The 24,584-nt window shown below is 42.5% G+C and carries 17 protein-coding genes and 1 tRNA gene; 10 read left to right on the top strand and 8 right to left on the bottom strand.

The annotated features are described in order from the left end of the window. Positions 1 to 36 precede the first annotated feature (36 nt). Entirely contained in the window at positions 37 to 753 is a 717-nt protein-coding gene (locus RMX89_RS31865) for an FAD binding domain-containing protein (RefSeq protein ID WP_322691756.1), read from the bottom strand. Continuing rightward, positions 740 to 1,288 (bottom strand): (2Fe-2S)-binding protein, encoded by a 549-nt coding sequence (locus RMX89_RS31860; protein WP_322691755.1) that lies wholly within the window; start codon positions 1,286 to 1,288, stop codon positions 740 to 742. Before RMX89_RS31860 ends, RMX89_RS31865 begins: the two co-directional genes overlap by 14 nt. A 571-nt stretch (positions 1,289 to 1,859) precedes the next feature. Here RMX89_RS31860 and RMX89_RS31855 point away from each other — a divergent pair. Beyond that, positions 1,860 to 3,050 (top strand): FAD-dependent oxidoreductase, encoded by a 1,191-nt coding sequence (locus tag RMX89_RS31855; RefSeq protein WP_322691754.1) that lies wholly within the window; start codon positions 1,860 to 1,862, stop codon positions 3,048 to 3,050. A 736-nt stretch (positions 3,051 to 3,786) separates the two neighbouring features. Here RMX89_RS31855 and RMX89_RS31850 read toward each other — a convergent pair. The 4 genes from RMX89_RS31850 to leuC form a co-directional block, all read right to left on the bottom strand. Then, complete coding sequence (locus RMX89_RS31850) at positions 3,787 to 4,296, bottom strand: DUF6174 domain-containing protein (RefSeq protein WP_322691753.1); 510 nt, start codon at positions 4,294 to 4,296, stop codon at positions 3,787 to 3,789. A gap of 381 nt (positions 4,297 to 4,677) precedes the next feature. Continuing rightward, entirely contained in the window at positions 4,678 to 6,222 is a 1,545-nt protein-coding gene (locus RMX89_RS31845; RefSeq protein ID WP_322691752.1) for a calcium-binding protein, read from the bottom strand. Positions 6,223 to 6,844: 622 nt separating this feature from the next. Further along, positions 6,845 to 7,453, bottom strand: a complete 609-nt coding sequence (leuD, locus tag RMX89_RS31840; RefSeq protein WP_322691751.1) for a 3-isopropylmalate dehydratase small subunit — start codon at positions 7,451 to 7,453, stop codon at positions 6,845 to 6,847. A 95-nt stretch (positions 7,454 to 7,548) separates the two neighbouring features. After that, a complete protein-coding gene (gene leuC / locus RMX89_RS31835) occupies positions 7,549 to 8,952 on the bottom strand; it encodes a 3-isopropylmalate dehydratase large subunit (RefSeq protein ID WP_322691750.1) in 1,404 nt (467 codons plus the stop codon). Between the two features lie 306 nt (positions 8,953 to 9,258). Between leuC and RMX89_RS31830 the strand changes: the two genes are divergently transcribed. The 6 genes from RMX89_RS31830 (at position 9,259) to RMX89_RS31805 (ending at position 18,513) form a co-directional block, all read left to right on the top strand. Next, a complete protein-coding gene (locus tag RMX89_RS31830) occupies positions 9,259 to 10,614 on the top strand; it encodes a P-loop NTPase fold protein (protein WP_322691749.1) in 1,356 nt (451 codons plus the stop codon). 129 nt (positions 10,615 to 10,743) lie between these two features. Beyond that, the gene (locus RMX89_RS31825) at positions 10,744 to 16,302 is read left to right on the top strand and encodes a ribosome assembly protein 4 (RefSeq protein WP_416212019.1); all 5,559 of its coding nucleotides are present in this window, start codon (positions 10,744 to 10,746) and stop codon (positions 16,300 to 16,302) included. Positions 16,303 to 16,393: 91 nt separating this feature from the next. Then, the gene (locus RMX89_RS31820) at positions 16,394 to 17,008 is read left to right on the top strand and encodes a hypothetical protein (protein WP_322691747.1); all 615 of its coding nucleotides are present in this window, start codon (positions 16,394 to 16,396) and stop codon (positions 17,006 to 17,008) included. 104 nt (positions 17,009 to 17,112) lie between these two features. Beyond that, positions 17,113 to 17,856 (top strand): alpha/beta hydrolase, encoded by a 744-nt coding sequence (locus RMX89_RS31815; protein ID WP_322691746.1) that lies wholly within the window; start codon positions 17,113 to 17,115, stop codon positions 17,854 to 17,856. Between the two features lie 118 nt (positions 17,857 to 17,974). Beyond that, on the top strand, positions 17,975 to 18,190 hold the full coding sequence (locus RMX89_RS31810) for a hypothetical protein (RefSeq protein WP_322669603.1): 216 nt from the start codon (positions 17,975 to 17,977) through the stop codon (positions 18,188 to 18,190). Positions 18,191 to 18,192: 2 nt separating this feature from the next. Beyond that, on the top strand, positions 18,193 to 18,513 hold the full coding sequence (locus RMX89_RS31805) for a PIN domain-containing protein (protein WP_322691745.1): 321 nt from the start codon (positions 18,193 to 18,195) through the stop codon (positions 18,511 to 18,513). Between the two features lie 152 nt (positions 18,514 to 18,665). Here RMX89_RS31805 and RMX89_RS31800 read toward each other — a convergent pair. Further along, a tRNA-Val gene (locus RMX89_RS31800) sits at positions 18,666 to 18,738 on the bottom strand. 112 nt (positions 18,739 to 18,850) lie between these two features. Between RMX89_RS31800 and RMX89_RS31795 the strand changes: the two genes are divergently transcribed. Next, a complete protein-coding gene (locus RMX89_RS31795) occupies positions 18,851 to 19,438 on the top strand; it encodes a metal-binding protein (RefSeq protein ID WP_322684706.1) in 588 nt (195 codons plus the stop codon). Positions 19,439 to 19,488: 50 nt separating this feature from the next. Then, complete coding sequence (gene mazG, locus RMX89_RS31790; RefSeq protein WP_322669600.1) at positions 19,489 to 20,313, top strand: nucleoside triphosphate pyrophosphohydrolase; 825 nt, start codon at positions 19,489 to 19,491, stop codon at positions 20,311 to 20,313. A gap of 229 nt (positions 20,314 to 20,542) precedes the next feature. Here mazG and RMX89_RS31785 read toward each other — a convergent pair whose 3' ends face one another. Beyond that, the gene (locus tag RMX89_RS31785) at positions 20,543 to 21,733 is read right to left on the bottom strand and encodes a transporter substrate-binding domain-containing protein (protein ID WP_322691744.1); all 1,191 of its coding nucleotides are present in this window, start codon (positions 21,731 to 21,733) and stop codon (positions 20,543 to 20,545) included. 409 nt (positions 21,734 to 22,142) lie between these two features. Here RMX89_RS31785 and RMX89_RS31780 point away from each other — a divergent pair, with 409 nt between their 5' ends. Beyond that, positions 22,143 to 24,437, top strand: a complete 2,295-nt coding sequence (locus RMX89_RS31780) for an ATP-binding protein (protein WP_322691743.1) — start codon at positions 22,143 to 22,145, stop codon at positions 24,435 to 24,437. The last annotated feature ends 147 nt before the right edge of the window (positions 24,438 to 24,584 follow it).

Genomic DNA, 24,584 nt, shown 5'->3' with positions numbered 1-24,584 from the left:
CTAATTCTATTTGATTCGCGTTCTCTCATATCGCTTTTAGTCTAAACTCCAGTAAGAAGCTCGATCCCTTACTTTTAAATAATGGGATTTATATGCAAAATCTGGAACTTCAATAGCAACAATTAATTCTCCAGGCTGTAATAGAGTTTCTTTTGCTGGTGTCTCGCCTGGTAAGAGATAAAAATCATGAATTGAAATTTGCCGTGATGTTTCTATTCCTTGGATGCAAATCACTGCATCTAATGCCGTCAAAGCTACAGCTAAATCGGAAGGATGAACGGCAATGCAATGTTCGCTAGCTCCGAAAATAGAATGCATTCGATTGTAACCTGTAATTGCCGAACAACCTATACCGGGAGTGCGTTTATTACAAGGAAAAACCGGATCGCGAAAGTAACCACAGCGGACTCGTTGCAGTAAATTACCACCCACTGTTGCCATATTTCGCAGTTGCGGTGAAGCGCTTTGTAATAAAGCTTGGCTAATTACCGGATAACATTCCTGAATTTGGGGATGAAAAGCTACATCGCTCATTCGAGAAATCGCACCAATGCGGATTCCATTCGGTTGAAATTCAATATTTGCTAAGGGCAAACTATTAATATCAATTAATATATTCGCTGTTTGGACTCCATCTTTCATTAATCCCAGTAAATCTGTGCCCCCAGCAATAAATACAGCAGTTTTCTCTTGCTCAACTATTGCGATCGCCACTTCTTCTGAAGTGACTTTAGCATAACTAAATGGCTGCATCTTGCTTTTCCTCTAGCACATCTTGAATCGCCGCAATAATATTTGAATATGCTCCACAACGGCAAAGGTTCCCACTCATTTTTTCTCGAATTTCTGCTTCAGATTTTGGTGATTCTTCTAATATCATCCCTACGGCTGAGATAATTTGACCTGATGTACAGTAGCCACATTGAAAAGCATCATGAGTAATAAAGGCTGTTTGCATAGGATGGAGTTTACCATCTTGTGCTAATCCCTCAATTGTGGTAATTTCAGCACCGATGTGCATGATTGCCAAAGTCATACAAGAGTTAATACGCCGATTATTAACTAATACTGTACATGCACCACATTCACCGCGATCGCAAGCTTTTTTAGTGCCCATCAAACCCAGCTTTTCTCGAAGTGCATCTAGTAATGTAACACGAGGTTCTATCTTTAAGGAGTAAGATGTCTTATTAACATTCAGTGATAATTCTACTTCCTCTGAAGCGAATATTTTCACTTCCTGAGTAAGTGAGTCTGAAGTTCTTGAAGCTAAGGAATTTTCTGCCATGTCTCATGTAGATAATAATTACATCATTTATTATACTAGCGATAAAAGTCTGCGGTTGTTCTAGCGTTACTTCCTGACATTTAGAATCCAAGGTAACGGCAATAACGGATGGTAAAAGGCATAAATAGCTAACCTCTCAAGCAATCACTTGTGGGTAATTTACAATCAGCGGCAATGAACTCACTTAAACCAATACATACAGAAGCTGCTTTAAATTTCATCCAAACTCTTTTTCACAATTTTTTTGAATATGAAAATAATACAGTAAGCTTAGTGACCTTACAGGAAGTTTATGAAAATTAAAAGTCAAATTTAATGAATTTATCGCTCAAATCAACGGAACGGTATTTATTTACGTTTGTCGAATTAGTAAAAAATGCTGAAGCGTGCAGTTTTTGTTACTACCAGCAACCGCAAAACGAATTCAGGGTTGATTCTTAAGGAAGATTGACTAAAAAACTATTTAGGAGTCAAAGTAATAACTGTGGATCTAGATAAAAGATAAAGTTGCCTTCAAACATGGAATAAGTATATATATTCGTGGGAATATTCGGTATTCTGACTTAATAATATGAACACAAACACTCAGAAATTCTCTCAACCCATAGTAGAGAAAGTTGCTATTGTCGGTGCTGGCCCAGGCGGTTTAGCTGCTGCGATCGCACTGAGAAGCCAAGGGATAGAGGTGCAAGTATACGAAAAAGCCCAAGAATTTCGCCCTGCGGGAACTGGACTAGGACTAGCCCCTAATGGCTTGAATTCTCTAGATGCGATCGCGCCGGGAATTGTCGAAACTCTCAAAAGTTCGGGATGCGAGGTTCACCACACGGTTTTAAAGAGTATTCAGGGAGAAACAATTCGGACTAGCGCCACTAAATATTTAGAGCAATACGGACAACCGTTATTAACTATTTGGTGGTATCGTCTACAGCAAGTCTTAGCATCGAGATTGCCGTCTGATATCATTCACCTCAATCATCGCTGCATCGGCTTTGAGCAAGATGCAAAGGGTGTGAAAATTCATTTTGATGGCAAAAAATCGGTAGATGCAGATTTGCTGATTGGGGCTGATGGCGTTAACTCTGTCATCAGAGAAACTTTATTTGGCGAGGGTAAGCCTAATTATATCGGTAGTATGTGTTGGCGTGCCGTCATTGAGTATCGCCACGAGCTATTTAATGACTATGACCTAGTTTTTGCCAAAGGCAATCAACAGTTTATGTACCTTTTGAATGTGGGTGGCGGCTATACCAGTTGGATCAGTCGCAAGTTCTCGCCTGAGTACTCCCTTTCGCACAGCGCTAATGAAGTGAAGTCTCGTATTCTCCATGAATTAGCCGACTGGGATAAATCCTTTCGGGAGGTGGTAGAAGCGACACCAGCCGAGGAAATTTGGGAAGGGCCGATTTGCGATCGCCCACCGTTAACTCAATGGAGTCAAGGCAGAGTCACTCTCTTAGGCGATGCCGCTCATCCAATGGCGCCTGCAATGGGACAAGGAGCCAATACCACTTTTGAAGATGCATACCAACTACGAGAGTGTCTTTCTGATTCAGCTAATCTGCAAGAAGCTCTGACTAGCTACGAACAGTGTCGCATCGAGCGGACAAAACCCATTCAAGCTCGTAGTGCCTTGGGTGAAATGCGGTACTACGACATTAACACAGTGGCATCTACTGGGCAGACGCAAGAGCGGCAAATGAATATGAATGATGATTTTCACAAATGGGTGTACGACTTTAAGCCATCTGTAAAAAGTTAAATTCTAGTGTGGTATTAGTAAAGTTACTTTGAGCGCAGCTAGCGCTAATCTTATCGAGTAATTTGAGCCTATCAGAAGTGACTGTTTTTAGTCAAGCCCTCAAACACAACAAATTCGTTGAATAATTGAGAATTAGTCGCACAAAATCAATATAACTTAATCAAAGTGTTAATTTTTATGAAAAGCTAATAGCTATCCAATACAGTTCAGAATTAGGGATTACCAAGAAATAAATTATCCACTCTTGTGGGGTGGACATCTTGTCATTGGTGTCAACTTAGCGTGAAAGCCAGCCTATAACCAGCTTTTAGATATTGTCTCGTTCCCAGTCTTTGACTGGGAATGCCGTCCTAGAGGCTCCGCCTCCCTTGCTGACTGGCAGCAGAGCCGCCAAGAGCAACATTTCCAGCCTAGAGGCCGGAAACGAGATTTGAAAAGGCTTTTAGCTTAACTTGACACCAATGACATCTTGTCCGCCCTATGAACTGGGCTTTCGTGTCGCCCAGCCCACAATAAAAGTTGTATATTTTTTTATTTGGAAATTCCTTAGCTACAAAATCCAGATGTAGAGACGCGATTTATCGCGTCTTGAAAAACCATTATCTACACGAATGACCTTTAACTCAAGCGTATTGGATCGCTATTAGCTTTTTGGGATAAATTGAAGTATTAAATCTCGCTTTTAAGTTGCTAATTTACCCCTATTTCCGGTCGAGATGAAGCGCAAGTAATCAGTTTAACGTCTAGTTTTCAGTTCCTGAAAATTCTCGATTGTCAAAAAGATTTCTTCATCAGCTATTTGACTATTGTAATCGATATTAATTTTAGTTGGATAGCCAAGTTTAGCATTGTATTCTACATCCAGGTTGGATGCCTTACGGTTGATAGCATCTTGAATCACATTAAAGAGTTCGGGAATTGTATCGTATTTTTGAAAGAATTCTGGATTAACTGGTTGACCTGTAGCTACAGAAGTGACTGAAATTGGTTGACCATTACGTACTTGAATAACTACTGGGCCTCTAGCATCTGGTATGCAGAAGCAACTGTTGCTAACTGTAATGCGATAGTTAGAAATATTTGCCTGCTCCCACAAACGCTTATTAAATTTCAATCGTCTTGAATTCAAGCTATTATTCGTTTGCGTTTGATATTGTGCTTTCTCTGCGCTAGTTTCGGATATAGCTGGTAGGTTCATACTTAGAGAAAGCAATAGTGTTGCACTGATAATGATAGGTAAACGCATATTAATCGATTTATTAGGTTACAAAATCTTTCTATTATTAGAGTACAACAAAATTTAAGTCATTTACAATATTGTCTTTAAATATATTTTATTTTTAATTAAAGTTCATCCATAATCTGACTTTCAAGACATAAATTAGGAACTTTTTCGGAATATTTTTGCTCGCCTAAAATTGCCTCTTTTTCCAAAGCAATGTCTACGGCTGACTACGCCTTTGCAGCCTCGTACTTCATGCAAAAGAAAACTGCTGTATAATCCTCCCCATATTTAAAGTATGAGGAGGATTCAATTATCTTTAATTAGCAACATTGATGATTGCTAATTACTATTTCGCTGTCAGCTTGCAGACATGCCTTAGCTTCTATGGATTTTGAGAGATGTTTACGCAACGATCTCAAAGCTTGTCGCTGATAATAATGGTGGGGCTGTGAACTGATTGTTATCGTTATCAATGTTGGCAAACAAACTACCGGTCCCATAGCCTGGTGATGTCAAGTTTTGGTTGAAGAACAAGTTGCCAGTTCCAAGACTGTAAGTAATGAGTCCAGAGCTAGTTGCAGCTGCTGCATCATTAGCTACTATCTTAATTTGGGACAGATTATTGAGTCCGGCAAAAGTTGTCTTATCGAGGACAATTTTATCGCTAAAGTAGCTGAAGTCAGTAATTTTATCTACACCGAGATCGGCACCATTGTACCCAGCACCTGAGTTGAATACAAAGCGATCGCCACCAGCACCACCAGTCAGAATGTCATTACCTTTACCACCTCGTAAAATATCATTACCAGCATCACCATAGAGTAAGTCATTGCCAGCACCACCATAGAGAACGTCATTACCCTCACCACCGAAGGCTCTCAACGTTGTCGCTGTGCCACTACCATCCAGGAAGTCATTGCCAGCCCCACCTGTAAACCAGACTGCATTTACAGAAGTTGCTGACAGGTTGTTGACATCGAGGATGTCATCACCGCCACCACCATTGATTTCAAACCTTTCTGCACTGTCTACAGTCAGAGTGAAGGGAACCAGGTTCAGGCGATCAAAGATTGCCCTGCCTTGAGCATCTTGTTGCAGGCGGAAGTTGTCTCCTACACCCGCGCCGTTGACCTCAACCACGTCATAGCCTGCATTACCACTGATTCTGTCGCTACCATCACCATTGTTCCAAATCAGGCGATCGTTGCCGTATCCACCAGTGAAGGTGTCATTGCCGCGATTTCCAACTATGGTATCGTTCCCGTCCCCACCAGATAGAAAGTCGATACCATCGCCACCTCGTAACAGGTCATTATCGGCATCACCATAAAGGTTATCATTGCCAGTACCACCTGTGAGACTGTCATTACCCTCACCACCGAAGGCTCTCAACGGTGTTGTTGTGCCACTACCATCCAGCACATCATTGCCAGCCCCGCCTGTGAACCAGACTGCATTTACAGAAGTTCCTGACAGGTTGTTGACAGCGAGGGTGTCATCACCACCACCACCATTGATTTCAAACCTTTCTGCACTGTCTACAGTCAGAGTAAAGGGAACCAGGTTGAGGCGATCGAAGATTGCTCTGCCTTGAGCATCTTGTTGCAGGCGGAAGTTGTCTCCTACACCCGCGCCGTTGACCTCAACCACGTCATAGCCAGCGTTACCGCTCATTCTATCGCTACCGTCACCATTGTTCCAGATCAGGCGATCGTTGCCGTTTCCGCCGATGAAGGTGTCGTTGCCACGATCTCCGATTAGGGTATCCTGTCCGTTCCCACCGGATAGAAAATCGATACCATCGCCACCTCGTAACAGGTCATTACCAGCATTTCCAAAAAGGCTGTCATTTCCATCCAAACCATTGAAGTTATCAGAAGCGGCATTACTAATACCTACATCTGCTCCATTAGTCTGGCCTGGGCCTGGAATCCAAGTTACTGCCATGATTAATACTCCTAATTCTTAATTTATCTCAGCGAACAATGAGTTACTAATACTTCATTTTTAAGAAATGTTTGGAAGTACTAGTTTCTCTCTATGAACTAGAAAACTTATAGTTTTTAGCTGCTAAGTATTAATCAGAGATATTTTCTTGTTTTATGCAAAAGATTGGTTTTGTAAACTTTCTTCACTAGGAATTTTAGAGACATACCTGACTGTATCCTGACTTTTCACGTCATTTGAAAAAGAAAGAGTAACTCGTGAATGCCTTTAGCAGAGTAGCTTTCAACTGATTGAACGATTTTCGCTAAAGTTCAAACAAATGTAAGTAACGTTGAAGAAATGACGACATTAAATACTAATCCGTATTCGTATTGTGACTTTGCTGACAACTGCTTAATTCGTTGAATAGCATTAATAAGTGGGTGTTAATATGTAAAATATGGTAAGTTTTTGTTCAAATATTTATAAGTATCAGTGATTTCAAAGCACTTAATAAAAATCGATTTATTCAATCATTAACCTAGAATTTTGTTTAAGTTTGAGCATTTGTTATTACATTTACTCTCAAACAACTATTTATCCAATGAGTAAAATGTAATACTTTAAAGGGAATGAGAGAATACTAACTTGCGGCTAAATTGCTCCAACCGACGTAAGGTAATTTTGTCGCTGTTGCCCGAACTTGGTCAGCATTCGCCACCAACTGACCGCAAGCATCCCAAGTTCCAGAAATAAATGTGCTTCTTGTACCTTCACCGATCGCAACTGAAGCAATATAATCGCCAATTTGCACTTGCAAACTTTCCAGATTCACTGTCACAGCGGCTTGGGGATTGGCTGTGACTAAATCTTGCAGTTGTTTAACAGTCACAGCATCGGCTGTCAAACAAGGTATACCCATTGCCACACAGTTACCGAAAAAGATTTCCGCGAAGCTTTCACCAATTAAAGCTTGGATTCCCCATTTTGCGATCGCTTGAGGTGCGTGTTCCCGTGATGAACCACAGCCAAAGTTACGGTTAACTATTAAAATATTCGCGCCTTTGTATTGGGGTTGATCGAAGGGATGTTCGCCTTTAAGTGCTGTTCGGTCATCGATAAATGCGCCTTCACCTAACCCATCAAAGGTAACGGCTTTCAAATATCGCGCCGGAATGATGCGATCGGTATCTATATCATTACCCACTAAAGGTATACCGCGCCCTGAAACTGTTTTAACTTCACTCACCATAAACTTGATTTACCTATCATTTCAATGACAGCCTGTTAATTTCCACAAATGACAAATGACAAATGACCAATGACCAATGACAAATGACAAAAAAATTACAACAACTCACGTACATCAGAAACTTCGCCTTTAATCGCAGCAGTGGCGACCATCGCCGGACTCATTAACAATGTCCGACCGGAAGAGGAACCCTGTCTTCCTTTAAAGTTGCGGTTGGAGGAAGAAGCGCTGATTTGTCTTCCTTGCAGCTTATCGGGGTTCATAGCCAGACACATGGAACATCCCGGTTCGCGCCACTCAAATCCGGCTTCCTGAAAGATTTTATCTAGTCCTTCAGCTTCCGCCTCTTCTTTCACCCGTTCCGAACCGGGGACAACAAAAGCTTTGATTCCTTCTGCAACGTGGCGACCTTTGGCGATTTTTGCCGCTTCTCGCAAATCGCTAATTCTACCGTTGGTGCAACTACCAATAAAGCAGACATCTATTTTAGTGCCCTTGATCGGTTGACCGGGATATAAATCCATGTAGCGGTAAGCTTCTTCGGCAATGAATCGGTCTTCTTCTAGCAGTTCTTCTGGTTGAGGTACTGACTGGTTGACACCGATACCTTGACCGGGAGTAATCCCCCAGGTCACGGTAGGAGGAATTTTTGCAGCGTCGAATATCACTACATCATCATATTGGGCATCTGCATCGCTCTTGATTGAGTCCCACCAAGCTACTGCTTTATCCCAATCTGCATCAATGGGTGCAAAATCTCTGCCTTTGAGGTAATCGTAAGTGACTCGATCGGGATTGACATAGCCGCATCTAGCACCGCCTTCGATCGCCATATTGCAGACAGTCATCCTCTCTTCCATATTCATTTGCTCAAATGTCGTACCGGCAAATTCGTAGGCATAACCCACGCCACCTTTAACACCAAGTGAACGGATGATATGTAAAATTACATCTTTGGCGTAAACACCAGGGTTGAGAGTGCCGTAAACTGCGATTTTGCGGACTTTCAGTTTGGAGAGGGCCAGGGTTTGAGAAGCGAGAACATCCCGGACTTGGCTAGTACCAATACCAAATGCGATCGCACCAAATGCACCATGACTGGAAGTGTGACTATCTCCACAAGCGATCGTCATTCCTGGCTGAGTCAGTCCGAGTTCGGGAGCGATGACGTGAACTATACCCTGGCTACCAGAACCAATGTTGTAAAAAGTTATGTTATTTTCTTTACAGTTATTTTCCAGCGCCTGAATCATTTCCTCTGCTAAGTTATCGGCAAAGGGACGCGCCTGGTTTTCTGTGGGCACAATATGATCGACTGTGGCGACGGTACGCTGTGGAAAGAGTACTTTTAGACCTCTTTCGCGTAACATAGCAAAAGCCTGGGGACTGGTTACTTCATGAATTAGGTGAAGCCCGATAAATAGTTGCGTCAGCCCTGAGGGAAGTGTACCAACGGTGTGTAAGTCCCAAACTTTATCAAACAGGGTACCTTTGCTCATACGTCAATCAATATTTAAAGAGTCCGGTCTTAAATAATATCAAAAAAAAGTCTTGGTTTTTACAGATTGCTTCATATTACTTACAGCTTTGGGTAAGGTCGTGGGGAATTGAGGGGTGAAGTTTAAACGCAGAGGCACGCTGAGGTAAGCGCAGAGGTACGCAGAGAATTCGCGATGTCATTCGATCGCCTTTGAGGCAGAAAAAGCGAAAATTCTCCGAAATACTCAGATCCAAAGGTGTAAATAATTTTATCCTTTTCTACAAGGATATGTTAAGACAATACCAGATTATTGCACTACCAGGTTATGTCCTTAGATTTACGGGAATTTTATCAGGCTAGCGATCCCAGCAGAACTCTGTTTGTCAACAATAGCTCTGATGGCAAGTATTATATAGATTTTTCCTCGGTACGAGGTGGTGATATTCTTGGCAAGCTGAAGCAGAAAATTACTTTTTTTAAGCCGAATGAACCCACTTGCACTTTATTTACTGGGCATATTGGTTGTGGGAAATCTACAGAACTATTACGGTTACAGGCAGAACTGGAAAAGTTAGGTTTTCATGTGGTCTATTTTGAATCCAGTGATGACTTGGAAATGACCGATGTCGATATTGCTGATGTGCTGCTAGCGATCGCTCGGCGGGTGAGTCAAAGTCTGGATAAAATTACTTTGGAGTCACCTAACAAGTTTAATGAGTTGCTGCAAGGTGCTTGGAAAGTTTTAAACTCCGAGGTGACGGCGGGAAAAGTTAAGCTTCCGGTGGTGGGGGATGTCGGTTTATCGGCAGATAAAGATAAGTTTTCTCTGTCTGTGGGCATTGGGGAAATCACCGCGAAGATGAAAAATGACCCAATGCTACGCGAAAAACTCAATCAGTATTTAGCACCGCAAAAAACTAAACTGCTGGAAGCGATTAATCAAGAATTATTGGAACCTGCGATCGCAAAACTCAAACAGCAGGGTAAAAATGGTCTGGTGGTAATTGTCGATAATCTTGACCGCATAGATAATCGTGCCAAACCTTGGGGTCGTCCGCAGCAAGAATATTTATTTGTCGATCAGGGTGAGTTTTTGACGAAGCTGAATTGTCATCTGATCTACACCATGCCCTTATCTTTGAAATTTTCCAATGATTACGGAATGCTGACTCAGCGTTTCCCAGAAGACCCCAAGGTGTTACCAATGGTTCCTATACAATGGGCTGATGGCAACGTTCATACACAGGGAATGTCACTCATGCAGCAGATGGTGCTTGCTAGAGCTTTTCCTGACATGAAACCAGAGGAGCGTTTAAGTAAAGTTACCGAGATTTTTGATAGTGCTGCTAGCTTAGAGCGTTTATGTCAAATGAGCGGTGGTCATGTGCGAGATGTGTTAAGGCTGCTGAATACCTGGATTATGGAAGAGATGAGTCTTCCTCTAACCCGTGAAACCCTAGAGCAAGTTATTCGTTCTCGGCGGAATGAAATCATGTTGCCGATTTCTGAGGATGAGTGGCAATTGTTACGCCATGTCAAGGAAAGGAAAAAGGTAAGTGATGACCACGGATATCAAAAACTGATTCGCAGTCGATTTGTGTTTGAATATCGCGATGGTGGCGAGTCTTGGTTTGATGTTAATCCGGTTTTGGCTGAGGCAAGAGAGTTGAACGTTTCTTAAGGGTAGGGTGTGTTAAGGCTTCTGTAAAGCACCATCTTCGGTTTCGGCTGCGTTATGCTTCGCGGTACACACCCGATATCTGCTATTCGCCCTAGCTATTTAATCCAAAATCCAAAATTCCAAATTGGTATGACAGATTTACAGCAACCTGAAAATGAAAAGGGACTGCAACAATTAGCTTGGGCGATCGAATCCTCTGTGGGACAGTTTAAGCTGATATTGGCCCGGTGTAATTATGCCAGCTTGCGCGATCGCTTAATCTCCAGACTGCAAGAAATTTGTCAAGTCGAAATTCGTGTCTTGACGGTGCAGCAATCGAACAGGACTCTTTATACTGCGATTCAAGAAGAATTCGGCGCAGAAATGCCAGCCTGTGTGATGGTTGTCGGTTTGGAATCCGTGCAGAATTTGCCTGTGATGTTAACTTCTGCAAATCAAGTTCGGGAGGAGTTTCGCAAGAATTTTGCTTTTCCCTTAGTGTTTTGGATTGACGATGAAATTTACAAGCATCTAATACAGCTGGCGCCAGATTTGGAAAGTTGGGCAACTACGAGAAATTTTGCCATATCAACACAGCAATTAGTAGATTTTATCATCGAAACGGCTAATCAATGGTTTAGTAATAACTTAAAATTTAGCTTCGATGTATATCTTAAGCTGGAAAATGAGTTAGAAGCAGCGCAAAGAGATTTAATTAAAAAGCCAGATATTTATAATTTAGATATTCAAGCTAACTTAGAATCTTTATTAGGTTTTGTTAAACAGATAAATGATCAAAAAGATTCGGCGTTAGAACATTATCACAAAGCTTATAAGCTTTGGCAGCAAAGTCATAATTTAGAAAAACAGGCAAAAGTCATCGGTGAGATTAGCTTTTGCTATTATCTCAAAGCTTTGAAGCATCAAGATATCAATTGTCAAGATGGGCAGACAACTTGGCATTATCTTCAAGAGTATATACATTTTATTAGCCAATTTAAAAGTCCAGATTTAATTGCTGACGCTGTAGTGAAGTTCGGTGATATTTTGCGAGACCTGAAAAAGTGGGAAATATTGCAGAGTCTTTCGGAACAAGCTTTAGTAATCCATCAAAATAACAAGCAGCCAAGAGAATTAGCCAAAGATTACGGTTTTTTAGCTGAGGTGGCTTTGGCTCAAAAAAACTGGATGAAAGCAAATCAGTTAGTCAAGCAAGCATTAGAAGTTTTTGCTGCGATTCCAAATCAGGAATCAGCTAATATATCAGGGATTTTATCTGATATTCCTGAAAAGATTTTAAAATCAAAAGACTTGAGTTTATATCAATTTATTTTAGGTCGTTCTCAATACCATTTAAGTCAAATTCAAGAGGCAACACTCAGCTTAGAAACTGCTAGGGATGTGGGTAATCCCTTAGAAGATGTCAGGCTTTACTTGGATATTATCAGGTTTTTGCAGCAGCTTTATTTTGAGCAGAAAGAATATCTCAAAGCATACAAAATCAAACAGCAACGGCGTTCCGTTGAACAGCAATTTGGCTTGCGGGCTTTTATTGGTGCGGGTAAGTTAGAAGCTACAAAACAGGCATTTGTCGAGACATTGCGCTTAAATTATCCCCAAGGAAATATTGCCCCAGAAATTGCTGCATCTGGTCGTCTGTTGGATATAGAACGTTTAATCGAACGCATGGGCCGCCCTGATTATAAGTTGATAGTAATTCATGGGCAATCGGGTGTAGGCAAAAGTTCCCTGGTGAATGCGGGACTGGTGCCGGCTTTAAAGAATAAAGCGATCGGTACTCAAGATTATTTGCCGGTGGTAATGCGCGTTTACACCAACTGGGTGGAAGAGTTGGGGAGGCTTTTGGGAAATGAGGGGGATGAGGGGGACAAGGGGACAAGGGGACAAGGGGACAAGGGGGATGAGGGGGACAAGGGGACAAGGGGACAAGGGGACAAAAGGGATGGGGGAGAGTTAAAACTTCAAGTTTCGACCTCTAAACTCGGAATTTCGACCTCAGAAGGTCAACTTTCACCCTCAGAAGGTCAACTTTCACCCTCAGAAGGTCAACTTTCACCCTCAGAAGGTCAACTTCCACCCTCAGAAGGTCAACTTTCATCCTCAGAAGGTCAACTTTCACCCTCAGAAGGTCAACGTTCACCCTCAGAAGGTCAACTTTCATCCTCAGAAGGTCAACTTCCACCCTCAGAAGGTCAACTTCCACCCTCAGAACTCAGAACTCCGCAATATTTGATATCCAGACTCAAAGAAAACGAACAGCGTAACCTCCGCACAGTGTTAATTTTCGATCAATTTGAGGAATTTTTCTTTGTTTACACCGAACCTGCACAAAGAAAGCAATTCTTTGAGTTTCTGGGAGAGTGTCTGAATGTTCTATCGGTGAAAGTTATCTTATCGCTGCGGGTAGATTACATCCATTACTTGCTAGAGTGCAATGATTTGTCGAGTCTCAAGATTATTGGCAATGACATACTCAGTAATAATGTACTTTACAAGTTGGGGAATTTCTCACTTGCTGATGCCAAGTCAATTATTCAGCGTTTAACTGAAAATACTAGCTTTCACTTAGAACCTGCTTTAGTTGAACAACTGGTGCAAGATTTAGCCGGAGAATTGGGTGAAGTTCGTCCGATTGAGTTGCAGGTTGTGGGGGCGCAACTGCAAACGGAGAATATTACAACTCTGGCAGAATATCAGCAGCGTGGAACTAAGGACGAATTGGTTAAGCGTTATTTGCATGAAGTTGTTAATGATTGTGGTGAAGAAAATCACCAAGCAGCAGACATATTAATGTATTTGCTGACGGATGAAAAAGGAACTCGCCCACTCAAGACTCGCGCTGAGTTGGAACGCGATTTACTCCCGTACTTTTCGGAGATCCCCCCAACCCCCCTTAAAAAGGGGGGCTTCATTCTTTCTACCCCCTTTTTAAGGGGGTCGCCGCAGGCGGGGGGATCGGAAGCTAGGGCAAAACAAGCTTCTGAAATCAGTAAATTAGATTTAATATTAGAGATTTTTGTCCAATCCGGCTTAGTGGTTTTGCTACCAGAAAACCCCGCCGACCGTTATCAACTGGTACATGACTACATCGCCGCCTTTATCCGCCAGCAACAGGAACCGAAGCTAAAGCAGGTGATGGCGGAACTGGAAAAAGAACGAGAACAAAGAAAACAAAGTGAAGCAAAACTTAATCGTGTTCTCAAACGCGCCCTTTTTAGTTCCATCGCCGCAGGTTTAGGATTTGCTGGACTGGCAGTGGTAACATTCCAGTGGACAGTAGAGGCAAATGTTCAGCTAATTAACGCCATCAATAATTCTTCTGAGGCCTTTGCTGTCTCTGGACAATATCCAGATGCTTTAATAGCAGCATTAAGGGCAGGTAACAAACTCAAGCATACAATTTGGGCACAGCACAGAAGCGATATCCGAATGCAAACTGTGGCAACTTTACAGCAAGCGGTTTACTTAAAGCCAAATGAGCCAAAAGAAAATCGTGCGATCGAGGTGAATACTTTAGAAGGTCATAGCAGCGCGGTCAGAAGCGTCGCCTACAGCCCTAATGGACAACAGTTAGCTTCTGCTAGTGATGACAACACTATCAAAATCTGGGATGTCAGCAGTGGTAAACTTCTCAAATCCCTGACTGGTCATAGCAAAGAAGTCAATAGCATCGCCTACAGCCCCAATGGACAACAGTTAGCTTCTGCTAGTCGTGACAACACCATCAAAATCTGGGATGTCAACAGTAAAAAACTCCTCAAATCCCTTACTGGTCATAGCAATGAGGTCAAAAGCGTCGCCTACAGCCTTAATGGAAAACAATTAGCTTCCGCTAGTGCTGACAACACTATCAAAATCTGGGATGTCAGCCGTGGCAAACTTCTCAAATCCCTGACTGGTCATAGTAAAGAAGTCAATAGCATCGCCTACAGTCCCAATGGACAACAGTTAGCTTCCGCTAGTGCTGACAACACCATCAAAATCTGGGATGTCAACAGTAAAAAACTCCTCAAAACCCTTACTGGTCATAGCGATGTGGTCATGAGCGTAGATTACAGTCCTAATGGACAACAGTTAGCCTCCGCTAGTTATGACAACTCCGTCAAAATTTGGGATGTCAGCAGTGGCAAACTCCTCAAATCTCCGATTGGTCATAGCAGTGTCGTCTTTAGCGTTGCCTACAGCCCTGATGGACAACAGCTAGCTTCTACTAGTGATGACAACACCATCAAAATCTGGGATGTCAGCAGTAAAAAACTTCTCAAAACCCTGACTGGCCATAGCGGTAGAGTCTATAGCGTCGCCTACAGCCCTAATGGACAACAGTTAGCTTCTGCTAGTTGGGACAAAACCATCAAAATCTGGGATGTCAGTAGTGGTCAACTCTTCAAATCCCTGACCGATCATAGCAAAGAGGTCAATAGCATCGCCTACAGCCCCAATGGACAACAGTTGGTTTCTGCTAATGATGACAAGACTATCAAAATCTGGGATGTCAGTAGTAGTCAACTCTTTAAAACCTTTACTGGTCATAGCGATAGGGTGATTAGCGCCACCTACAGCCCCAATGGACAACAGTTAGCTTCTGCTAGTCGGGATAAGACCATCAAAATCTGGGATGTCAGCAGTAAAAAACTCCTCAAATCCCTTACTGGTCATAGCAATACAGTCATTAGCGTCGCCTACAGTCCCAATGGACAACAGTTAGCTTCTGCTAGTCGGGATAAGACCATCAAAATCTGGGATGTCAGCAGTAAAAAACTCCTCAAATCCCTTACTGGTCATAGCAATACAGTCATTAGCGTCGCCTACAGTCCCAATGGACAACAGTTAGCTTCTGCTAGTCGGGATAAGACCATCAAAATTTGGGATGTCAGCAGTGGTCAACTCCTCAAAACCCTTTCTGATCATAGCCATTGGGTCATTAGCGTCGCCTACAGTCCCAATGGACAACAGTTAGCTTCCGCTAGTGCTGACAACACAATCAAAATCTGGAATGTTAGCAGTGGTCAACTCCTCAAAACCCTTTCTGGTCATGGCAGTTGGGTCATTAGTGTCGCCTACAGCCTTGATGGACAACAGTTAGCTTCTGCTAGTGCTGACAACACCATCAAAATTTGGGATGTCAGCAGTGGTCAACTCCTCAAAACTTTTACTAGTCATACTGATGCGGTCAGAAGTGTTGCCTACAGCCTTGATGGACAACAGTTAGCTTCTGCTAGTCGGGATAAGACCATCAAAATCTGGAATATCAACAGTGGTCAACTACTCAAATCCCTGACTGGTCATACTGATAGGGTCAATAGCATCGCTTTCAGCCCCAATGGACAACAGTTAGCTTCTTCTAGTGATGACAATACAATAATTTTATGGGATTTAGATTTTGATAATTTATTAGACAGTGGTTGCAATTTGCTGAATAATTACCTCATTGCCCATCCAGAAGTGTTAGAAGAGTTGCAATCATGCCAAACGCGATCGCGGTTGGCGCAAGGCGCTACAGTATTAGTTATCCAAGGTGAGAAGTTAGCGCGAAATGATGATATTAGTGGCGCTGTGGAAAAGTTTCGCAAAGCGCAACAGTGGGATAATAAATTAAAGTTTGATTCCCAGGCGAGAGCGAAAGAGTTGGCGCAAGGCAAGACAGACCTAACCCCCAGCCCCTTCCCTCGCAGGGAAGGGGAGTAAGAAGGGGAGTATAGCCTCAAAGCCTCTCTCCTCTTAGGAGAGAGGTTTGGAGAGAGGTCAAAGGTGCTATAAATAATCACAAGGTGGAAGGATGGCATACAGCGATTTCAGTCTTGCCAAGGTGAAAAAGTGTTTTGATTTAACACTCGATGAAACTCGGAATTTATTTGTTAATACAAAACCTGTCACACCATCAGAAACTCTCAGAACGATTTTAATAGATTACATCCCTTTAGCAACTGCAATTTCAACCGAAAAAGCCAGGTCAGAGTTTTTAATTGCACCAATCCTCGCAGAGGTCAGACGATTATTAAATAATAAAATCTCGCTGTTCTCTGGAAATGAATTTAATGTTGATGCAACTCAAGGCTTACAAGGTTTTTGCGATTACATCGTCAGCAATTCCCAGGAGCAATTATTTATTTCTGCTCCGGTAATGTTTATTTTTGAAGCGAAAAAAGAAGATATTATCGGCGGTCTGGGTCAATGTATAGCGGCAATGATTGCAGCACAACTGTTCAATCAAAATCAAGGCAATGAAGTTGGGCGGATTTATGGCTCAGTTACTAGTGGAACTAACTGGAAGTTCTTATTTTTAGAAGGGAAAACTGTTTATATAGATTTGACTGAATACTATATTAAAGAAGTTGATAAAATTTTGGGTATTTTATTGCAACCTTTTCAGCCTGTTTTAACTCCTGTTTGAATATATAGTAGGTACTGATGTAACTTACCTGGTTAAGATTAAAAATTTGCTAAAAAATAAGAGAAGTTAAAAAACTCGTCCACCATTATCATTATTCAATTGATATGAGTCTATATTGTCTAGTTCACGGTGCTTTCCAAGCCACCTGGTGTTGGGATTTGCTCATTCCCTACTTAGAAGCACAGGGTCACAAAACTGTAGCAATGGATTTGCCAATTGATAATGCATCTACTACTTTGTCCCAATTTGCGGATGCAGTAATTCAAGCGCTGCCAAAAACTGATGATGATATTGTGCTTGTCGGTCACTCAATGGCTGGTACAATAATTCCCTTGGTTGCAGAAGCGGTAAAAGTGCGTCAACTAGTATTTGTGGCAGCGCTGCTCCCATATCCTGGAGTTAGTACACTCGACCAATTTTCTCATCGCCTTGATTCTGATACGCTCACATCATTCAATTACCAAGCAAAAGACCCAAGTAAACTTCAACAGTTCTACGATGAGCCTGATATGTATGAACCAGCTTCCGTAGGCAAAGATTATTCAGACGAAGCAGTATTAAGGGAGTTTTTCTTTCATGATTGTCAATCGGATGTAACACAGTGGGCAATCTCGAAAAGTCGTTCGCAACAATCTATGGCATATATTTTTGAAACGAATCCTCTAAAAGCTTTGCCAAATGTTGAACGTAAATATATTGTTTGTACCAATGACCGAATAATATCTCCTACATGGTCGCGCTACGCTGCACGCAAGCGTTTAGGAGTCGATGCCATTGAACTACCTTCTGGACATTGCCCACACCTGTCTCGCCCTGACCTTCTCGCCTCAATATTAACTAGTAATTAATTTTTTGAGCAATCCAAAATCTTTTGTCCAAGTGACTATCTTAATGATGAGTTGGCGCAGCTCAACCTAGGCATCGCTCATAATAAATAAAGCCCCATAGATATAAGAGAGGTTAAAGATGCTAAATGCAGTTGAGTTTAAAGCAAAGATTCAAAATGGTTTAATTCAGATTCCTGATGAGTACAAACAAGAACTTGGTGAAGGAGATGATATTAAAGTAATCGTTTTGGTGACGAAAAAATCATCTAAAAAAAGAGACATAATTGATGAATTAACAGAAAATCCTGTTCAAGTGGATGGTGTATTCAGTCGTGAGGAAATTTATAACCGATAATAATGAGTTCTGGTACATCTTTTATTGATACAAATGTTTGGCTTTATCGTTTATTTGACGATAAGAAGATGGAGGTTACAGAAAGAACAAGAAAGCGTAATATTGCTATTGCAATTACAGAAGCTGAAGGAATCATCATTAGTACACAGGTTGTAAATGAGGTTGCTGCCAATTTGCTCAAAAAAGCAGCCTTTAATGAAGGGCAAATTAAAGCTGTGATTCAGTCGCTTTATAGTCGTTGCACTGTAGTAGAGTTCAATCTGACTATTTTTGAATCTGCATCAGATATCCGCAGTCGATATAATCTTTTTGGGATAGTCTAATTATTTCTTGTGCGCTATCCGCAAGAGCAAATATTCTCTATTCTGAAGATATGCAAGATGGGTTAGTAGTCGCTGGTCAATTAGAGATTGTGAATCCATTTAAAAAAGGCTAGAAACCGCATCTAAGCTGTCTCTAGCCTTTTTTTACTTAATGGGCAGTACCAGACTCGAACTGATGACATCCTGCTTGTAAGGCAGGCGCTCTACCAACTGAGCTAACCGCCCGTTTGACTACTCCTTAACTAATATAGCAAAACATTTCGCATTGCGCTAGTAGTTTCAAGAAAATCTTTTTTTCTCTTATACTGACTCAGTATTCAGTCACTCAGGATTTAGGATGCCCTCTGGTCGGACGCACGATCGCATTACTATGTATGCTCTGCCGTTGGTGGCGAGCGTTACTTTCTGGCAGACTCGCAGTAGCAATGCAACTTTGTTGGTTGCAGGCGGGTTTCTCTTTGGCGGACTGATGTTTGGCCCCGATTTGGATATTTACTCTGTGCAATTCCAACGCTGGGGTTTCTTGCGCTGGATTTGGCTACCTTATCAAAAAAGTCTCCGACATCGTTCTTTTTTATCCCACGGGCCGATTATCGGCACGATTCTACGGATACTTTATCTGGGATGTTTGCTGGCAATTTTGGCAATTTTCGTTTTGGCGATCGCTCAAAGGTTATGGAATTTGAGTTTTAGTTGGCAGGATTTGGGGGGAATTTTGGGGCGATCGCTCGTGCAATACGATACTGAATATATCGCTTTGTTTTTGGGGTTGGAACTCGGTGCGATGAGTCATTCTCTGAGCGATTGGGGGGGATCGGCTTATAAACGGTTTAAAAAGCAGGGGGTTCGGGGGTTGCTTCCTAGTGGCAAAATTAAGAAGCGGAAAGTGAGGGGTGGTAGTCGTCGGGCGAGAGTGAAGAAATAATTTTTTTAACGCAAAGGAACGCTAAGGGAAGCGCAGAGGTACGCAGAGGTATGGAAAAGCAAGAAGAGATTTTGGGGGCGTTGCAGGAGTTGATTGAGGTGGTGGCGAAGTTGCGCGAGCCTGATGGTGGTTGTCCTTGGGATTTGGCTCAAACTGCGGAAACGCTCACGCCTTATGTGATTGAGGAAGCTTATGAGGTGGTGGATGCGATTAAGAGTGGGGATAAGGGTGCGATCGCAGAGGAGTTAGGCGATTTATTATTACAGGTGGTATTGCAAGCCCAAATCGCTAGTGAATCTGGGCAATTTTCTCTCAAGGAAATCGCTCAGGGGATTTCCCAAAAGTTGATTCGCCGTCATCCTCATGTGTTTGGTGATGTGTCGGTGGCCAGTGTGGATGAGGTGCGGCAAAATTGGGAACAAATCAAAGCTGCGGAAAAGGGCGAAGCATCTCCAGACGCGCAAAAATTTAGTGCTAAACTCGCTCGTTATGGACGTACTCTTCCCCCACTGACGGCGGCGATGAAAATTTCTCAAAAGGCTGCTGCGATCGGGTTTGAATGGGAAAATATTCAGGGTGTTTGGGATAAGTTTCATGAGGAGTTGGGAGAGTTTCAACAAGCTTTAGCTGAGGAAACACCCGAACGACAAGAAGCAGAATTAGGCGATTTACTATTTGCCGTGATTCAGTTAGCGCGTTGGCATAATCTTGACCCAAGCACCGCTTTGCAAGGCACAAATCAGCGCTTTGTCCAGCGATTAGAAAAAATGGAGGCGGTTGTTGACCGTCCCCTTTCTGATTACAGTTTGAATGAATTAGAAAACTTGTGGCAACAGGCAAAAGCTCAACTAGCGAAAGAAGGGAATAGGGAATAGGGGATTGGGGATTGGGCATGGGGCATGGGGCACTTGTACTGAGCGAAGTCGAAGTATTGGGTATTGGGCATTGGGTATGCAGAAGAGATAAAGGTAGACAAGGAAGAGGGAGAAGACTTGGGAGAGACTTGTTCAATAATTCCTCCTTGTCCCCCTGCTCCAACTCCTAACTCCTAACTCCTAACTCCTAACTCCTAACTCCTAACTCCTAACTCCCCTGCTCCCCACTTCAAGATTTTTCAACGTCAAACCACTTATCATATAGCGATTGATAAGTGCCATTTTCTTTGAGACTCAGCAAAGCCTGATTAATTGGTTTGCGGTAGGGACTGTTGTTGGGCAGAATGATACCGTAGCTTTCTTCACGCAAGATACTGCCAACAATTTGTACCTTTCCTTTGCCTTCATTGGCAGCATAGAAGAGGAGTACAGGCGCATCAAACACTACGGCATCAGCTTTTTTTGTTTGCAGAGCATTGTAAGCTTGCTCAATCTTGGTAACTTCTAAAACTGAAATCTTATGTTCTCGTAGGTATGTAGCGGCTGTGCTACCCGCAGTTGTGGCTACTACCTTGCCGGGTAAATCGTCTATGCTCCTGATATCACCCTGAAGCTGTTGCACTGTCAATGAGGTAGTCGCGCTGGCTGTAAAGTAGGCGGCAAAAAGTACTCCGATGAACATCCAGATAATACCTACTAGGCGTCCCAGTACTCCCTTGGGCATTTCATCAGCTTGGGTTGCTAATGTGGCAGCTGACCACCAACAGGCTTTGAAAATGCCAGGAAAGTATGATTTGGGAATCATCCCATCTTTGTGATGACGCTCAGATAACCAAATAATGTGGGCTGCTACGATAATTAACACCAAGGCAACGCCTATTACTTGCAAAAGGCTACCGGAGAAAAACAATTGCAAAATATTTGGGAAGGCACTGTTGTTGCTTTCTGGGTTTCTCACCATAATTTGCAGCCCCCCAGCAAAAATAGGTAATGAAAAATCAAAGTTCTGCTCGCGTTCGGCTGTAATTGAGATGGCTGAAATTCCCAAGTTGGCTTTGCTTTCCTTAATAGCCGAAAGCAGTTGCGGCACTGTGGAATATTCTATAAATTTAGACTCTACACCTATTTGGTTAGCGATTTTGCGCCAGAGGTCGATACTGAATCCTGATAGCTCACCTTTGTTTGATAGCACAAAGGGCGGTATAACTCGTGTCGCTACTAATAACGGTTGTTGGAGTTGTGGTTTTTGGCCTACTCCTGGGGACGCCATTAATAACAATGCCAGGATTCCACCTATTAATCCTATGCAGGTATACAGTGCTAAGGAACGCTTGATTTTGTTTTTCGGGTCATATCTGCCAATTAGGCGGTTTTTCCCAGCCATAAATTGGCGAAATCTACTAGCGATCGCATTTATCATCAAAATTCTCTCAGGGTTGTGTGCATAATCTATTTATCATGCCCACCCTATATCAAAGATCGCGTTCATCATCCCCCTAATACCAATTTTTTTCAGATTTACGGCTGGTAATGTTGCTGTAAGCATCAGTCCCCCTTAAGCTATAAAAACATTTGCTGAAATCTACCTAATATGTTTCTTGCTGTACAACACTGTAGGTAGATTTGTTGATGAATTGTTTATTTTAAGATGGTAGGTGGAGGTTGAGACAACTTTGTGTCTAACTCAATTTGTAGAACTCGCGTTGTCAAGACAAACCTCTATCTTTTGAGTAATAGTTTTGAGATCGGCTTTTAGCGTACATTTGGGTTTATAATTGCCAGATATTTTATCTAACATGCGCTTCTTAGTCTTTGCAAAGTGAGCAATTATGGATGTGGACGATTTTAGTCAACAATTAGAGACATTGCGCTCACGGGTAATCGGATTAGTGCAAAGGACTGGTAGTGAGCCATATTCACAGCAAGAGCTAACACTAGAAGCTTTTGAGGAACTGCAAATCACTTTGGAAGAACTAAAAATCGCTTCCGAGGAACTACAAGTAACACGAATCGTAATAGAGAAAGAGCGTCAGCGCTACCAAGAGTTATTTGATTTTGCGCCTGATGGTTACTTGGTAACTGATACATTCGGCACTATCCTGGAAGCTAATCGTGCTGCTAGCATACACCTCAATGTTTTACAGCGATTTTTGATTGGTAAACCGCTACTTACTTTCATCGCCCAGCCAGATCATCAAGCTTTTTTTAATTACCTGACTCAGTTGCAGCAGCTCGACCGAGGTGGAGAATGGGAAGTGTGTTTACAACCACGAGAAAAAATCTGTTTTGATGTAGCTTTGACAGTAGTTACCGTTCGCAACGAAAAAGGTCAGGCAGTTGCTCTGCGCTGGCTAATGCGTGACATTAGCCAGCGTAAGCATTTAGAGTTGCAGCGCCAGCAATTATTTGCTAATGAGCAAGCCGCCCGAATTGCAGCCCAAGCCGCAGAAAAACGCTCTAATTTTTTAGCTGAAGCAAGTAGTGTATTGGCATCTTCCTTGGATTATCGCATTACCCTAACCAGCGTCGCGCAATTAGCAGTGCCTACTCTTGCCGATTGGTGTATTGTGGATGTCATCGAAGATAATTTGCCAGTCTTCACTAACCCAGTCATCGTTGCATCAGAACCAGCCAAGGAAGGATTGATCCGAGAACTTCAACAACGCTATCCAATTTCTATTGACGCTGATTACGGCCCACCGAAAGTTTTACAGACTGGTAAGCCGGAACTGGTTACAAAGATTCTTGAGTCTTCATTACAGAGAAAGTCCTCAAACGAAGAACATTTCAGTTTGCTGTGCCAACTCCAACTTAAGTCTCAGATGGTAGTACCATTGTTAGTACGCGATCGCAAGCTGGGGACAATTCTATTTGCCTCTGCACAACCAGAACGCCATTACACAACTGTAGACCTAGAAATGGCTGAAGAACTTGCTCAACGAGCAGCATTCGCCATTGAAAATGCCCAGCTTTATCAGCAAGCCCAAGAAGCTAACCGCATTAAGGAAGAGTTTTTAGCGATCGTTTCCCATGAACTTCGTACACCCCTCAATTCTATGCTGGGTTGGGTTCAACTAATACGTACTCGCAAATGGGATGAAGCAACTACCTCTAAGGCGTTGGAGATAATCGAGCGGAATGCCAAACTTCAAAGAAAACTGATTGAAGATATCCTGGATATCTCACGCATTGTACAAGGACAAATTCGCCTAAATATCCGTAAAATTGACCTTGTGCCGATAATTCAAGCGGCAATTGAAGCTGTACTTCCCACATCTGAAATTAAGGATATTCAAGTTGAATTTAATCTTGATTCTTCAGTTGGTCAAGTTATGGGCGATGCCGAACGCCTGCAACAAGTTGTCTGGAATTTGCTCTCTAATGCCGTCAAGTTTACACCTAACGGGGGGCGAGTTGAAGTACATCTGGAACAGGTAAACTCAAATGTCCAGATAACTGTCTCTGACACAGGTAAGGGAATTAGTACTGACTTTCTACCTTATATCTTTGAGCGTTTCCGTCAAGCTGATAGCACAACTACTAGAGCAGACAATGGTTTGGGGTTGGGGCTAGCAATTGTACACCATTTAGTAGAAATGCACTCAGGCAGAGTCTGCGCAGTTAGTGAAGGGGAAGGAAGGGGAGCAAAATTTACAGTGTTGTTGCCTCTGGTAGAACCGCAACCAGAACAGTTAATTAAAGAAAGTAAAGAAAATGTCGAAAATCTCTCAATACTCAACGGCTTGCAAATACTTGTTGTCGATGACAATGCCGATACGCAAGAGTTAATTGCCTTCATTCTTGAAAAGTCTGGAGGGCAGGTGACGGCAGTTAGCTCAGTAGGTGAAGCTCTAGAAGCACTAGAACGATTAAAACCAGATGTTCTAGTCAGTGATATCGGAATGCCAGATGAGGATGGTTATTCCCTGATTCGGAAAGTGCGGGCGCAGGAAACAGAGCAAGGGGAGAAGATTCTAGCTGTAGCACTAACGGCATTTGCTAGAGAAGAAGAACACAGCCTAGCTCTGGAAGCCGGATTCCAGGTTCATGTATCCAAGCCAATTGAGCCAGAAGAGTTGGTGAAAGTGGTAGCGAACCTGACCAAAAATAGCAAACAAGTTTAATGCACAATTAAGCTTTTGGTAACAAATGGGTACGCCGAAATAACAAATGAGTACGCCGAAATAACAAATGAGTACGCCGAAATAGCAAATGAGTACGCCGAAATAACAAATGAGTACTCCGAAATAACAAATGAGTACTCCGAAATA

It is taken from the genome of Nostoc sp. DedSLP04 (assembly GCF_034530775.1).
Lineage (GTDB): Bacteria > Cyanobacteriota > Cyanobacteriia > Cyanobacteriales > Nostocaceae > Nostoc.
This window is presented reverse-complemented; position numbering and strand designations above follow the sequence as displayed.

Coding starts and splice junctions, on each gene's coding strand:
- RMX89_RS31865 (WP_322691756.1), bottom strand. CDS start 753: ATGCAGCCATTTAGTTATGCTAAAGTCACTTCAGAAGAAGTGGCGATC.
- RMX89_RS31860 (WP_322691755.1), bottom strand. CDS start 1,288: ATGGCAGAAAATTCCTTAGCTTCAAGAACTTCAGACTCACTTACTCAG.
- RMX89_RS31855 (WP_322691754.1), top strand. CDS start 1,860: ATGAACACAAACACTCAGAAATTCTCTCAACCCATAGTAGAGAAAGTT.
- RMX89_RS31850 (WP_322691753.1), bottom strand. CDS start 4,296: ATGCGTTTACCTATCATTATCAGTGCAACACTATTGCTTTCTCTAAGT.
- RMX89_RS31845 (WP_322691752.1), bottom strand. CDS start 6,222: ATGGCAGTAACTTGGATTCCAGGCCCAGGCCAGACTAATGGAGCAGAT.
- leuD (WP_322691751.1), bottom strand. CDS start 7,453: ATGGTGAGTGAAGTTAAAACAGTTTCAGGGCGCGGTATACCTTTAGTG.
- leuC (WP_322691750.1), bottom strand. CDS start 8,952: ATGAGCAAAGGTACCCTGTTTGATAAAGTTTGGGACTTACACACCGTT.
- RMX89_RS31830 (WP_322691749.1), top strand. CDS start 9,259: ATGTCCTTAGATTTACGGGAATTTTATCAGGCTAGCGATCCCAGCAGA.
- RMX89_RS31825 (WP_416212019.1), top strand. CDS start 10,744: ATGACAGATTTACAGCAACCTGAAAATGAAAAGGGACTGCAACAATTA.
- RMX89_RS31820 (WP_322691747.1), top strand. CDS start 16,394: ATGGCATACAGCGATTTCAGTCTTGCCAAGGTGAAAAAGTGTTTTGAT.
- RMX89_RS31815 (WP_322691746.1), top strand. CDS start 17,113: ATGAGTCTATATTGTCTAGTTCACGGTGCTTTCCAAGCCACCTGGTGT.
- RMX89_RS31810 (WP_322669603.1), top strand. CDS start 17,975: ATGCTAAATGCAGTTGAGTTTAAAGCAAAGATTCAAAATGGTTTAATT.
- RMX89_RS31805 (WP_322691745.1), top strand. CDS start 18,193: ATGAGTTCTGGTACATCTTTTATTGATACAAATGTTTGGCTTTATCGT.
- RMX89_RS31795 (WP_322684706.1), top strand. CDS start 18,851: ATGCCCTCTGGTCGGACGCACGATCGCATTACTATGTATGCTCTGCCG.
- mazG (WP_322669600.1), top strand. CDS start 19,489: ATGGAAAAGCAAGAAGAGATTTTGGGGGCGTTGCAGGAGTTGATTGAG.
- RMX89_RS31785 (WP_322691744.1), bottom strand. CDS start 21,733: ATGATAAATGCGATCGCTAGTAGATTTCGCCAATTTATGGCTGGGAAA.
- RMX89_RS31780 (WP_322691743.1), top strand. CDS start 22,143: ATGGATGTGGACGATTTTAGTCAACAATTAGAGACATTGCGCTCACGG.